This window comes from Streptomyces aquilus, assembly GCF_003955715.1.
In the GTDB taxonomy this organism is placed as follows: Bacteria; Actinomycetota; Actinomycetes; order Streptomycetales; family Streptomycetaceae; genus Streptomyces; species Streptomyces aquilus.
In genome coordinates, this window is record NZ_CP034463.1 from 5805556 (window position 1) to 5818496 (window position 12941).

13 protein-coding genes and 1 pseudogene are annotated in these 12941 nt (G+C 70.2%); 8 read left to right on the forward strand and 6 right to left on the reverse strand.

The window, feature by feature from the left end:
• Nucleotide 1: 1 nt before the first annotated feature.
• Nucleotides 2-412: a hypothetical protein gene (locus EJC51_RS26645; protein WP_126273403.1), complete on the reverse strand. Its 411-nt coding sequence runs from the start codon at nt 410-412 to the stop codon at nt 2-4.
• 78 nt (nt 413-490) lie between these two features.
• Between EJC51_RS26645 and EJC51_RS26650 the strand changes: the two genes are divergently transcribed.
• Complete coding sequence (locus EJC51_RS26650; protein WP_126273404.1) at nt 491-1306, forward strand: helix-turn-helix domain-containing protein; 816 nt, start codon at nt 491-493, stop codon at nt 1304-1306.
• The gene (locus tag EJC51_RS26655; RefSeq protein ID WP_126273405.1) at nt 1303-1485 is read left to right on the forward strand and encodes a DUF397 domain-containing protein; all 183 of its coding nucleotides are present in this window, start codon (nt 1303-1305) and stop codon (nt 1483-1485) included. The genes EJC51_RS26650 and EJC51_RS26655 overlap by 4 nt, the downstream gene beginning before the upstream one ends.
• Before the next feature lie 167 nt (nt 1486-1652).
• Here EJC51_RS26655 and EJC51_RS48850 read toward each other — a convergent pair.
• A pseudogene (locus EJC51_RS48850) lies at nt 1653-1787 on the reverse strand (Uma2 family endonuclease); the annotation flags it as partial.
• Nucleotides 1788-1882: 95 nt separating this feature from the next.
• A complete protein-coding gene (locus EJC51_RS26670; protein ID WP_126273406.1) occupies nt 1883-2614 on the reverse strand; it encodes a sulfite exporter TauE/SafE family protein in 732 nt (243 codons plus the stop codon).
• A 63-nt stretch (nt 2615-2677) separates the two neighbouring features.
• Here EJC51_RS26670 and EJC51_RS49225 point away from each other — a divergent pair, with 63 nt between their 5' ends.
• Together EJC51_RS49225 and EJC51_RS26680 are read left to right on the forward strand one after the other, a co-directional pair.
• On the forward strand, nt 2678-4753 hold the full coding sequence (locus tag EJC51_RS49225; RefSeq protein WP_126273407.1) for a tetratricopeptide repeat protein: 2076 nt from the start codon (nt 2678-2680) through the stop codon (nt 4751-4753).
• 152 nt (nt 4754-4905) lie between these two features.
• On the forward strand, nt 4906-5415 hold the full coding sequence (locus tag EJC51_RS26680) for an SgcJ/EcaC family oxidoreductase (protein ID WP_126273408.1): 510 nt from the start codon (nt 4906-4908) through the stop codon (nt 5413-5415).
• On the opposite strand, the gene EJC51_RS26685 is transcribed toward EJC51_RS26680, so the two are convergent.
• Both EJC51_RS26685 and EJC51_RS26690 read right to left on the reverse strand, forming a co-directional pair.
• A complete protein-coding gene (locus tag EJC51_RS26685; RefSeq protein ID WP_126273409.1) occupies nt 5381-6724 on the reverse strand; it encodes a sensor histidine kinase in 1344 nt (447 codons plus the stop codon). The genes EJC51_RS26680 and EJC51_RS26685 overlap by 35 nt on opposite strands.
• Nucleotides 6721-7407, reverse strand: coding sequence for a response regulator transcription factor (locus tag EJC51_RS26690; RefSeq protein ID WP_126273410.1), 687 nt, complete (start codon nt 7405-7407; stop codon nt 6721-6723). The genes EJC51_RS26685 and EJC51_RS26690 overlap by 4 nt, the downstream gene beginning before the upstream one ends.
• A gap of 216 nt (nt 7408-7623) precedes the next feature.
• On the opposite strand from EJC51_RS26690, the gene EJC51_RS26695 reads away from it, so the two are divergent.
• From EJC51_RS26695 to EJC51_RS26710, 4 genes are all read left to right on the forward strand, one after another.
• Nucleotides 7624-8901, forward strand: coding sequence for an aspartate kinase (locus EJC51_RS26695; RefSeq protein WP_059194087.1), 1278 nt, complete (start codon nt 7624-7626; stop codon nt 8899-8901).
• A complete protein-coding gene (locus EJC51_RS26700; RefSeq protein ID WP_126273411.1) occupies nt 8898-9956 on the forward strand; it encodes an aspartate-semialdehyde dehydrogenase in 1059 nt (352 codons plus the stop codon). Before EJC51_RS26695 ends, EJC51_RS26700 begins: the two co-directional genes overlap by 4 nt.
• Nucleotides 9957-10434: 478 nt before the next feature.
• A complete protein-coding gene (locus tag EJC51_RS26705; protein ID WP_097274376.1) occupies nt 10435-11010 on the forward strand; it encodes a SigE family RNA polymerase sigma factor in 576 nt (191 codons plus the stop codon).
• On the forward strand, nt 11007-12158 hold the full coding sequence (locus EJC51_RS26710) for a hypothetical protein (protein WP_244362862.1): 1152 nt from the start codon (nt 11007-11009) through the stop codon (nt 12156-12158). Before EJC51_RS26705 ends, EJC51_RS26710 begins: the two co-directional genes overlap by 4 nt.
• Here the strand turns inward: EJC51_RS26710 and EJC51_RS26715 are convergent.
• Nucleotides 12128-12934: an SURF1 family protein gene (locus EJC51_RS26715; RefSeq protein ID WP_126273412.1), complete on the reverse strand. Its 807-nt coding sequence runs from the start codon at nt 12932-12934 to the stop codon at nt 12128-12130. The genes EJC51_RS26710 and EJC51_RS26715 overlap by 31 nt on opposite strands.
• Nucleotides 12935-12941 lie beyond the last annotated feature (7 nt).

Sequence of the window (12941 nt, forward strand, 5' to 3'; positions counted from 1 at the left end):
CCTAAAGCCCCGCATCCTCCAGCACCGCCCGCAAGCACCCCGTCTCCACGAAGGGTGCCGTAACCGTCGGCTCGCTGTACCACCTGAGCGGCCACGTGTTCCCGTCCAGCGCCGGAATCCCGATGTACGTGACGGTCCGCGACCCTCTCCCGCCGAACCGCTGCACCCCCAACGGCCAGCTGTACGCACGCACTTCGCCGGGCGCGAGCAGGAAGTACATCCACCGGAACCCGAGCACCTCGCACACGATCGGCCCGGCGTCGCCGTCGGTGGCCTCGATGAGTCTCGCGGCGACCCGCTCCCCACGCACCCCCTCGATCCGTACGGCGTCGAAGTGGATCCCGGCGAGACAGAGTTGGTGGCCGGATGCGGGGACCCACTCAAGGGGGTCGATTGCGTTCGTCATGGTCACACGGTGGCGTCGGCGAGGCTACGCTCGGTAGTGACTGAGGTGATACACGCCGGGGTGTATCGGTCGGAGGTGCGTCCTGTGTCAGGTCAGTACAACTCCCCGCCGCCGGCGCCGGTGGCCTGGCGCTACAGCGGCAACCAGCTCAAGCGTTGGCGCACGAAGGCGAGCGTCAGCCGTGAGCAACTCGCCGCCGCGTCCAACTACTCACCGGACACGATCAAGGCCATGGAGCAGGGCGTGCGGATGCCGACGCCGCGTGTGCTGGACGTGGCGGACGACATGTGCGGGGCGGAGGGGTTGCTGAGCTCGGCCAAGGAGTACCTGCAGAGGGAGAAGTTCCCGGCGCGGGCGCAGGACTTCATGGAGCGGGAGAAGGAGGCGATCAGTCTCTGGTGGTACGAGACCATGCATGTCCCTGGGTTGTTGCAGACGAAGGCGTACGCACGGGCGCTCAGCCAGAACCACGTCCCGCCCCTGGACGAGGAGACCGTCGAGGAGCGGATCTCGGCCCGCGTGGAACGGCAGGCGATCCTCAACAGCCGAAAGCCACCAGTGGCTTTGAGCTTCGTTCTCTACGAGGCGGTACTGCGTGCTCCCCAGGTGGGCGCTGAGGAACTGCGTCACCTGCTTGAGGTGTCCCGTCCGTGGAACGTCGTGGTGCAGGTGCTCCCCTTCGAGCGGGCGGTGGCAGCGGCACTCATGGGCCCTCTGGTGCTACTGGAAACCCGTGATCACGAGCGCTTCGCGTATGCGGAGGGTCAGTTGGGCAGCGAGCTGTCGGCTGATCCAGAAGCTGTCAGTCGTGCGATCGAGCGGCTTAGCATGATCCGCGCCCAGGCCCTCAGCCCAGGCGAGTCGACCCGTTTCATCGAGCGGATGGTGGATCAGCCATGAGTGAGCAGCTGAACTGGTTCAAGTCGAGCTACAGCGACTCCGAAGGCGGCGCCTGCGTCGAAGTAGCGTTCGCCACCGCAATCCACGTCCGAGACTCCAAGCTCCCCTCCAGCCCCGAACTCCACATCCCCGCCCCCGCCTGGTCGGCGTTCATCTCCGCAGTTCAGCCCGGAGCTTGAGCCTCGGGCCCCGAGCCCTTCCCGTGGGGTTTACCGCTCTAGGTTCGCGGCGAACAAGCAAATAATTCGGCCCCGGTCGGTGCTACGAACACCGGCTCCGGGGCCTGACCTACGGATCGAAGGAACCTCGATCGTGGCTTACGCCCAGCCTAGCCCTGCCCTGCCGTCCCCGTCGCACCCCATGGCCGGAGGTCAGGACGCAACTGCATGCATTGCTCCAGAAGCCACATGTAAATCTCACTGTGGTTGCCATCCGGCACGGCCTTGACCTGGACCTTTCCATGGGTGAACTCCAGCCGCACGGTCTCCGGAGCATGGCGCCGGCGCCACCGTCCAGCTCCCCGACCCGGTGAACATCACCCTCGACACCGAGCCCCTCAAGGAGTTCGTGGACTGATCACAGCCCCCACAACCCCTTGCCCAGCGCCGTGACCCCGCCCGTCAGCGCGAGCAGCAGGACCAGCAGGCGGGCCCGCTGCTCGGGGATGCGCGAGGCGAGCGTCCTGCCGATGACGCCGCCCGCCGTCATGGCCGCGACCACCGCGATCCACCTCGGCGCGCTCAGCTCCGGCACCCCGTTCGCCGCGACCGAGAAGGCGTTGACGACCACGCCGTAGAACATCGCGTTCGGCACGAACTCCCGTACCGTCCAACCGGCGTTGAGGGCGTACAACGACACCGGCGGGCCGCCCACGCCCGCCGCAGAGTTCATGAAACCGCCCGCCGCCCCGGCCACAACCGCACCTTTCGTGCCGCGCAGGGCCGGGAGGCGGGCGCCGCGCATGACCAGGAGGACGGCGACGGTCACCAGTCCTCCCATGACCAACAGGAGCACAGGTTCCGGGAGTCGGCGTGTCATCCAGGCGCCCGCGGGCACCGTGCAGGCCGCCGCCACGCACAGCGGCACCATCGCGGCCGGGCGCACCCGCCGCCACCCGCCCACCAGCCCGACGACACAGATGATCCCCGAGGCACAGTTGGCGAGCACCACCCCCTGCGCCGGTCCGAGCAGCAGGATCAGGGCGGGTACGGCGACCAGGGCGAAGCCCATGCCGGTGAGCCACTGGACGGAGGAGCCGAGCAGAACGATGCCTCCCAGCAGTACGTCGCCCTGCCAGTCGCCTGTCATGGTTCGGTCTCCTTCGCCCGGAACGTGGTGCGTCTGCGTGCTCGCGGGCGCCATGATGACCGTATGACGGGGGAGTCGGGGGCCGAGGCGGTGGGTCGGCGGTCCATCGCGGCCGGGCAGGGAGTACGGCAGGCGCTGACCGGGGACGGCTCGGTCGCGCTGTACGCCGAGAAGTCGGTGAACCTTCCGGCGGAGGCGTTCGCGCTGCCGGCCACGGCGCCCGAGGGGCTGGTGAACCTGCCGGACCGGACGTCGCTGTTCGTGGGCCGCGCGCGGGAACTGGCGCTTCTCGACGAGGCGTTCAGGGAGGCGAACGGGGTCGTCGTCCAGGCCGTCCACGGGCTCGGCGGCATCGGCAAGTCGACGCTGGCGGCGCACTGGGCGGCGGGGCGCGTGGGGTCGTACAACCCGGTCTGGTGGATCACCGCGGAGACGGCGGCCGATCTGGACACGGGGCTCGCGGAGTTGGCGGTCGCCTTGCAGCCGGCGCTGCGGGACGTGCTCTCCCGGGAGGCGTTGCGGGAGCGGGCGGTGCAGTGGCTGGCGCGGCACGAGGGGTGGCTGCTGGTGCTGGACAACGTGGCCGATCCGGCGGATGTACGGGGGCTGTTGGGGCGGGCCACGGGCGGGCGGTTCCTGGTCACGACGCGGCGGGCCAGTGGGTGGCACAAGATGGCGCGGCCCCTGGCGCTGGACGTGCTGTCACCTGCGGAGGCGGCCGAGCTGTTCGCGCGGATCGACGGGCCGGGGGAGGAAGTCGACGTACTGTGCCGGGAGTTGGGGTATCTGCCGCTGGCCGTCGAGCAGGCAGCCGCCTACTGCGCGGAGGCGGGGATCTCGGCGGGGCGGTATCTGGAGCTGCTGGGCGCCTATCCCGAGGAGGTGTTCGCGCAGTCGGCGGAGGGGACCGATCAGGACCGTACGGTGGCGCGGGTGTGGCGGGTCTCCTTGGACCGGCTGGCCGATACGCCGTTGGCGGGGCGGATTCTGGGGGTGGTGGGGTGGTGGGCGTCGGAGGGGATTCCGCGGGCCTATCTGGAGGCGATGGGGACGCCGGTGGAGGTCACGGAGGCCGTGCGGCGGCTGGCCGCGCACAGTCTGGTCAAGGTGCATGAGGACGACACGATCTCGGTGCATCGGCTGGTGCAGGCGGTGGCGCGGGCGGAGGGCGGGGCGGGGCATGACGCCGCCCTCGTGCTGCTGAGCAACGCCGACAGGTTCCGCGGCATCGACGCGGACGTGCGGTGGCTCACGCATCTGGAGGCGCTCGCCGGTCACACCGATCCGGAGAGCGACGGCGAGCACGAAGCCTGGCTGTTCAACCTGGGCGGGCTCAAGTCCTCCCAGGAGTACGGGCACAGCCGCAGGACGGAACTGCACGAGCGGGCGGTGGCGGCGGCGGAGCGCGCGTTCGGGCCCCGTGCCGAGTTCACCTTCTCGTTTCGCCGGAACCGTGCCGAAGGCTATGGGTACGCCGGTGATCACGCCCGCGCGATCGAGTTGCTGGAGCGGGATCTGGCCGACCACGCGCGGGTGTTCGGCGCGCGAAACCCGGGGACGTTCGAGATCCGGGCGGACCTGGCCGAAGTTCTCCTGGACGCGGGACAGTTGCAGGAGGCGCTGAAGCTGGCGAAGAGGAACGCGACGCGAGCCGAACGGGTCCTGGGGAGCGAACACGAGGTCGCTCTCGGGGTGTGGTCGGCGTGGGCCAAGGCGCTGCGGTACAGCGTCGAGGAGGACGACGGCGCCCACGCGGCCGAAGCCGCCCACGCGATCGAGACATGGCTGGCCAGGGTCGAGGCGGCCCAGGGCGAGGACAACAGGTTCTACGACCATGTCCACTGGGAGCTCATCTGGGTCCGCGCGGCCGCCGGGGACATCGAGGAGGCCACGGTTCTCTTCGAGCGGTGCATCGCGCGCAGGGAGCGTCTCTACGGTGAGACCAGCCGGGCCGCCCTCAACACCCGCCGGGCGTTCGCCACGTTCCTGTGGGGTACGGTCGGCGCCTCCGACCGCGCCCGCGAGCTGCTCGCCCAGCTCATCGCCGACTGGGAACGACTGCTGGGCGAGACCCCGCATCTCGAAGAGCTCCGAGCGCACTACGCCCGTCTGGCCTCCCCACCGGAAGCGACCGGCTGATCACCCTCCGTACCTTGTCCCCTTCCTGGCTCTCCCCTGCATCTCACCTGCACCACCCCTAACCAGCGCCACGCGAACCTGGAGTCACTTCCGAAGCGGAGCACCGAAAACCGCACCGGGAGCCAACCCCCCTCGCCCGCACTGGAGATGAGATGACCCCTCGCCCGATAACCAAGCGTGTAGCCGTCGTCACCGCCGGTGCCCTCGTCGCCGTCGGCACCTTCGCCGCCGGGGTCGGTGTCGCCGGGCCGGAGAAGCAGCAGCACGCCAAGAAGCCCGCCAAGGCCGAGATCGCCGCCCTCTTCGACGGCTGGAACGCCGCCCTGCGAACCCGCGACGCCGAGACCGTCGCCGACCGGTACGCCAAGGACGCGGTGCTGCTGCCGACCGTCTCCAACAAGGTCCGCACCGACCACGCCGGCATCGTCGACTACTTCGAGCACTTCCTCAAGAACAAGCCGGTCGGCAAGAAGATCGAGACGCACATCAACGTCCTCGACGCCAACTCCGCCCTCGACGCGGGCGTGTACGAGTTCACGCTCACCGACCCCGACACCGGCGCCAAGCGCGTCGTCAAGGCCCGCTACACCTACGAGTACGAGAAGCGCGACGGCAAGTGGAAGATCGTCAACCACCACTCTTCGGCGATGCCCGAAGGCTGATCCGCACCACCAGCCCACCCCCTGGCGCATCCGCCAGTGTCACGGTCCCGCCGTCGTCGGTCACCAGTTGTTTGACGACGGCGAGGCCGAGTCCCGACCCGGAGCGCCCGGTCAGACCCTGGCCGCGCCAGAAGCGGTCGAAGGCGCGGGACTTCTCCGCGTCGGACATGCCCGGCCCCTGGTCCCGCACGGTCAGCAGGATCTCGTCGCCCCGCGCCTCGTGGGCGACCGTGATCGTGGCGCCGTCCGGCGACACCTCCAGGGCATTCGAGAGCACGTTGTCCAGCACCTGGTCCAGATGACCGGGGCTGGCCAGCACCAGCAGCCGGCCGTCGGCGGTACTCCCCCCCAGCGCGATGGTGACTCCGCGCTCGTCGGCGGCCGGCCTCCACACGTCGAGGCGTTCGGCGACGATGTCCCCGAGCGACAACGGCTCCGCGGCCGACACCTTCGCCTCCGCCCGCGCCAGCACCAGCAGCCCGTTCACCAGGCGGCTCATCCGGACCACCTCGGCCGTCGCCTGCTCCACGTCCTCCCGTACGAACTCGTCGTCCACGCCGTCCGCGATGTTGTCCAGGGACAGCCGCAACGCCGTCAGGGGCGTGCGGAGTTGATGGGAGGCGTCCGCCACGAAGATGCGCTGGGAGGCGACCAGGGTGTCCAGGCGTTCCGCGCCCTGGTTCAGGGTGCGGGCCAGCGTCTGGGTCTCCGGCGGGCCCGTCACCGGCGAGCGCGCGGTCAGGTCGCCGTCGCTGAACTTGCTGGCCATGGCGTTGAGTTCGCGGAGCGGGGCGGTGATCCGGCGGGCGGCGTACGCGCCGATCGCGGCGGCGGCCGCGATGACCAGCACGGCGAGCCCGGCCCGGAAGCCCCAGATGCTCCAGAGCCGCCTGGTCATGTCCGAGGTCGAGAAAACGATCCGTACGGCGGCCTTCTCGCCCTCGACGGGGACGGTGACCGTCAGATGGCTGCCCCAGACGAAGTCGGAACCCCAGTCGGTGGTCGGCTTGCCGTCCCGCACGGCCCGGGTCAGCGCCGCGTCCGCGACGGGAGTCCTCAGCTTCGGGTCACAGGCGGCCGTGGGCGTCGCCTGGACGTCGCCGTACGCTCTGGCGACGTCGTGCAGGGCCTGGCACGAGGAACTGGTGCCGTTGCCCAGCAGCACCGCCATGGTGTTCGCCTCGCGCAGGAGGGACTGCTCGGTGTCGTCCCGGAGCTGATCCGTGAGCGTGAACGCCACCGGCACCGTGAACAGCAGGATCGCCACCGCGACGAGCAGGATGTAACTCTGGATGAGCTGCCGGTTCATGAGGGCGACGCGTCCCCTGCGATCTCCAGCCGGAAGCCGACGCCCCGTACCGCCTCGATGGTGACGGCGCCCGCCAGCTTCCGCCGCAGGGCCGCCACATGGACGTCGAGGGTCTTGGTCGGGCCGAACCAGTTCGCGTCCCAGACCGCTTCCATGATCTGCTCGCGCGACATCAGCGCGCCGGGCTCCTCGGTGAGGAAGGCCAGCAGGTCGTACTCCTTGGGGGCGAGGGCCACCTCCGCGCCGTCCAAGCGGACCCGGGCCGCCTTGCGGTCGATGGTGAGGCGGCTGCCGTAGCGGTCGGGACCGGCCGCCGCGACCTCGGTGCGCGGCTGGGCGCGGCGCATCACCGCCCTTATCCGCGCGATGACCTCCCGCACCCCGAACGGCTTCGAGACGTAGTCGTCCGCGCCGAGCTCCAGGCCGACCACCCGGTCCGTCTCGTCGCTGCGCGCGCTGATCACGATGATCGGCACGTTCCCGCGCTCGCGCAGCGCCTTGCACACGTCGAGGCCGTCGGTGTCGGGCAGACCGAGATCGAGGAGTACGACGTCGTAGGGCTCCGCGTGCCCCAGGGCCGCCCCGCCCGTGGTGACCCAAGCCACCTCGAAGCCGTAACGCAGCAGTCCGCGCCGGAGCGACTCGGCGACCGGCTCATCGTCTTCCACCAGCAGTACGCGCACAGGCGAACCCTAGTGCTTGAAGTTTAAAGACGGCCGGTGGCGGGTGACCTGGACCACTTTGCCGAGTGTTCATCGTCCGGGTGGGCAGGGTCGTGCTGGGCGTCCGGGTCTCACCATGTGGCATCACGAAGGTCGATTTCGGACGCTCGTTAGACTGAGCCGACCGCAGTACATATGCGTATGTGCGGATAGTGACTGACTGAGCGAGGAGCGCACGTGGGCCTTGTCGTGCAGAAGTACGGAGGCTCCTCCGTAGCCGATGCCGAGGGCATCAAGCGCGTCGCCAAGCGGATCGTGGAAGCGAAGAAGAACGGCCACCAGGTGGTCGTCGTCGTTTCCGCGATGGGCGACACGACGGACGAGCTGATCGATCTCGCCGAGCAGGTATCCCCGATGCCTGCCGGGCGTGAGTTCGACATGCTGCTGACCGCCGGAGAGCGTATCTCCATGGCCCTGCTGGCCATGGCGATCAAAAACCTGGGCCACGAGGCCCAGTCGTTCACCGGCAGCCAGGCGGGTGTCATCACCGACTCGGTCCACAACAAAGCGCGGATCATCGACGTCACGCCGGGCCGCATCCGGGAGTCCCTCGACAAGGGCAACATCGCCATCGTCGCGGGCTTCCAGGGCGTCAGCCAGGACAAGAAGGACATCACCACGCTCGGCCGCGGCGGTTCCGACACCACGGCCGTGGCGCTGGCCGCCGCCCTCGACGCCGAGGTGTGCGAGATCTACACCGACGTGGACGGCGTGTTCACCGCCGACCCGCGCGTGGTGAAGAAGGCGAAGAAGATCGACTGGATCTCCTTCGAGGACATGCTGGAGCTCGCGGCCTCCGGTTCCAAGGTGCTGCTCCACCGCTGTGTGGAGTACGCCCGCCGCTACAACATCCCGATCCACGTCCGGTCCAGCTTCAGCGGGTTGCAGGGCACGTGGGTCAGCAGTGAGCCCATCAAGCAGGGAGACAAGCCGGTGGAGCAGGCCATCATCTCCGGTGTCGCGCACGACACCTCCGAGGCCAAGGTGACGGTCGTCGGCGTGCCGGACAAGCCGGGCGAGGCCGCGACGATCTTCCGGGCGATCTCCGACGCCGAGATCAACATCGACATGATCGTGCAGAACGTGTCCGCCGCCTCCACCGGTCTGACGGACATCTCCTTCACCCTCCCCAAGGCCGAGGGCCGCAAGGCCATCGACGCCCTGGAGAAGCACAAGGAGGGCATCGGCTTCGAGTCGCTGCGCTACGACGACCAGATCGGCAAGATCTCCCTCGTCGGCGCCGGCATGAAGACCAACCCGGGCGTGACCGCGACCTTCTTCGAGGCGCTGTCCGAGGCGGGCGTGAACATCGAGCTGATCTCGACCTCCGAGATCCGCATCTCGGTCGTCACCCGCGCCGACGACGTCAACGAGGCCGTCCGCGCCGTCCACACCGCCTTCGGGCTCGACTCCGACAGTGACGAGGCCGTCGTCTACGGAGGCACCGGGCGATGACCAGCCCACCGACGCTCGCGGTCGTGGGAGCGACCGGAGCCGTCGGCACGGTCATGCTCCAGATCCTGTCCCAGCACGCGGACATCTGGGGCGAGATCCGCCTGATCGCCTCCCCGCGCTCGGCCGGCCGCAAGCTGGCCGTGCGCGGCGCGGAGGTCGAGGTCGTGGCCCTCACCGAGGAGGCCTTCGACGGGGTCGACGTCGCCATGTTCGACGTACCCGACGAGGTCTCCGCGCAGTGGGCGCCGATCGCCGCGGCGCGCGGGGCGATCGTCGTGGACAACTCGGGCGCCTTCCGGATGGACCCGGAAGTGCCCCTCGTCGTCCCCGAGGTCAATCCGCACGCCGCCCGGGTGCGGCCGCGCGGCATCATCGCCAACCCGAACTGCACGACCCTGTCGATGATCGTCGCCCTGGGCGCGCTGCACGCTGAGTTCGGGCTGCGTGAGCTGGTGGTGTCGTCGTACCAGGCGGTGAGCGGGGCCGGGCGGGCCGGCGTGGAGACACTGCGGCAGCAGCTCGCCCTGGTCGCCGGTACGGAACTGGGGACGCACCCCGGGGACGTACGCCGGGCCGTGGGCGACAACACCGGGCCGTTCCCGGAGCCGGTCGCGCTGAACGTCGTGCCGTGGGCCGGGTCGCTGCGCGAGGACGGCTGGTCGTCGGAGGAGATGAAGGTGCGGGACGAGTCCCGCAAGATCCTCGGCCTGCCCGAACTGCCCGTCGCCGTCACCTGTGTGCGGGTCCCGGTGGTCACCACGCACTCGCTGACCGTCCACGCCCGCTTCGAGGGCGAGGTCACCGTCGCCAAGGCGCGGGAGATCCTCGCCACCGCCCCGGGCGTCGTACTGTTCGACAACCCGGCGGCCGGGGAGTTCCCGACGCCCGCCGACGTCGTCGGCACCGATCCCACCTGGGTGGGGCGGGTGCGCCGGGCGCTCGACGACCCGACCGCCCTCGAACTCTTCGTGTGCGGCGACAACCTCCGCAAGGGCGCGGCGCTCAACACCGCGCAGATCGCCGAGCTGGTCGCGGCCGAATTCACGGGCGGCTGAGCGCGACCGGTTTGTAAGATCTGTGAACCAAGTGTGAGCCGGTCGATGGTCCGGACCACTTGCTGCGGACGTCGTTGTCGTCCGAAGATTTTCCTCCCCGCTCTCCGCAACCGCGTGAAGGGCGGGGAGCGTCTTTGCGAACGCCCTTCGAAGGGCGTACGCCCTCTCGGGGGTGCGGGGATGCTGCAAGGGGCGTGGGGACGCCCCGAATCATTCTGGACATAGGGGAAGAGCGGGTAGGCATGAGGGCGCTTGACGCACGGTCAGTAGTGCTGCCTGACACAAGACGGGGGGCTGTCTCGCGTGACATGGCGCGGTCCGACACAAAAGTGACGCCCGGCACGTACAACCCTTACGGGGGTAGCCGTGTCCAACTGGCGTGGCAGAGGTACTCGACTTCAGCGCGGCACGTGGCGGTACGGCCCTTCGGCCCCGCCCCGCAGCCCTACGACCCCGCATGCCCGGCACGCCCGGCGGCATGCCGGTGATCGCGCCCATGCCCGCAGCGCGGCCCGCCCGCATTCCGAACCAGCGCGACGGCGCCGAGGACGCCACGGCGGCCGGCACGACCGTCGACCACCTCACCGAGACGTACCGGGCGCACTACAGCTCCCTGCTGCGTCTCGCCGCCCTCCTCCTCGACGACACCGCCTCCTGCGAGGACGTCGTCCAGGAGGCCTTCATCCGCGTCCACTCCGCGCGCAAACGCGTCCGCGACCGCGACAAGACGCTCGCGTACCTGCGCCAGACGGTCGTCAACCTCTCCCGCTCGGCCCTGCGCCGCCGCATCCTCGGACTGAAGCTGCTGTCCAAGCCGATGCCGGACATGGCGAGCGCCGAGGAGGGGGCGTACGACCAGCTGGAGCGCGACTCCCTCATCAAGGCGATGAAGGGACTCCAGCGCCGCCAGCGCGAGGTCCTCGTCCTGCGCTACTTCGCGGACATGACCGAGGCACAGGTCGCCGAGACCCTCGGCATCTCCCTGGGCTCGGTGAAGGCGTACGGCTCCCGCGGCATCGCCGCGCTGCGCGTCGCCATGGAGGCACCGGCATGAGCGGGGACCACGAAGGCCGGGACGGGCGGCGCCACCTGCACCGTCCCTTCGACTGGCACGAGCCGGGCGGGGGCGGACAGGACACCCCGAAGCAATCACACGCTGGGAACGGAACTGTGAACCACGGCCTCGACGACCAGAGCCCCGGCGAAGGGTTCGACTCGGACGAGCTGGCACTGCGCCGCATGCTGCACCAGGCGGTCCAGGAGATCGAACCGCGCGACGGCACACTCGACCATCTGCGGCAGGCGGTGCCCGCCCGCCGGGCCCGCAAGCGGCAGGCCCTCGTGGGCATGGCCGCCGCGGCGCTCTTCATCGGCACCGCCGTCCCCGCCCTGCTGCACGTCTCCGGCGCCACCGGCTCCGACGCCGACCCCCTGAACGCCGGCCACTCCTCGCAGACCCAGGGCGGCGCGAGCCAGGGCAAGAATCCCGACGGCGGCGAGTCCACCTCCGGGGGCGGCTCCGGCAAGGTCGAGGGCAAGGACAAGGGCGACAAGGACAGCAAGGGCTCCTCCACCGGCGGCGGCAGCGCCGGCGCCGGCGACCCGTCCGCGGCCAGCACCGTCGGCGTCCCCGCCTGTACGGCCACGGACCTCGGCTCGGCGACGGCCAACTCCGGCGCCCCCGACGCCTCCGGCGCGGTCTACGGCACCTTCCGCTACACCAACACCGCCACGGCCGCCTGCACGATCGCGGGCCCCGGCTCGATCACCCTCGCGGTGGCGGGAGCGGCGGACTACTCCAAGGTCGGCCAGCTCCGGCACACCGCCGGTGACGCCGCGGCCTCCCTCCCGGACCCGTCCACGGAACTCGCCTCCCTGGTCCTCCAGCCCGGCGCCTCCTACGACGTGAAGTTCGCCTGGGTCCCCAGCGAGACCTGCCCCGTCCAGGGCGGCGACCCGGACCCGACCCCGGACCCGACTCCGGACCCGTCCCCGAGCGAGACCGGCACCACCACGGAGGGCACCTCCACCGGCGGCGACACCGGCGTCACCACCCAGCTCGTCAGGGAGGACGGCGGCACGGCGGACGGCAGCGTCACCATCACCAACTCCGCCGAGGGCGGAGTGGCGGCCGCCACGACGACGGTGAACAACGCGTGCGCGGGAACCGTCTACTGGACGGGCGTGCTGGCCGCCTCCTGAGCGGCCGGCGCGGTCTCGTCCGGGAGGAGACCCAGCTCCGCGTCCCGGGCGAACTCCACCTCGCGGCGCAGCAACCGGAACCACATGAAGACCACGAACCCGGCGAACACGAACCACTCGCCGGTGTAGCCGAGGTTCTGGAACGCCTTCAGGTTCAGCCCGCTGTCGGCCGGCGCGCTCGCGGGTACCGTCTTCATCCCGGCATCGGCCTTGTCCAGGGTGACCCAGGCGTCGTACAGGTCGTACGACACCAGGTTCACCAGCGAGGCCGCGCTGATCGCCGAGGTCTGCCCCGCGGGCAGCCCGCCCCGCGCACTGACCCCGTTCTCACCGGGCTGCTCGGACGCCTGCAAGGCGCCCGTGACGGTGACCTCGCCCTTCGGCGCGGCCGGCGCCTTCGCCGGGTCGGCGTCCCCCGGCAGCCAGCCGCGCACCACGGGCAGCGCCTTGCCCCCGTCGGTGCGCAGCAGCGTCAGCACGTAGAACCCGCGCTTGTCGTCCAGCTCCCGCCCCGGCACCAGCAGCTGCTTGCCGTACCGCCCGCTCACCGTGGCCTGCCGACCGGACGTCTCCTGGTCCACCGGCAGCAGCTCCGCCAGCGGCGCGGCGGCCTCCCGCTCATTGGCCGCGGCCTGCGTGGTCGCCCGGTCGTGGTCCTGCATCCGCTCCTCGAAGCGGCTCAGCTGCCAGGACCCCATGAACACGCAGAAGGGGATGGCGAGCAGCACGAAGACGTTGATCCCCCACCAACGGGGCGTCAGCAGAAACCGGTACACACCTCAA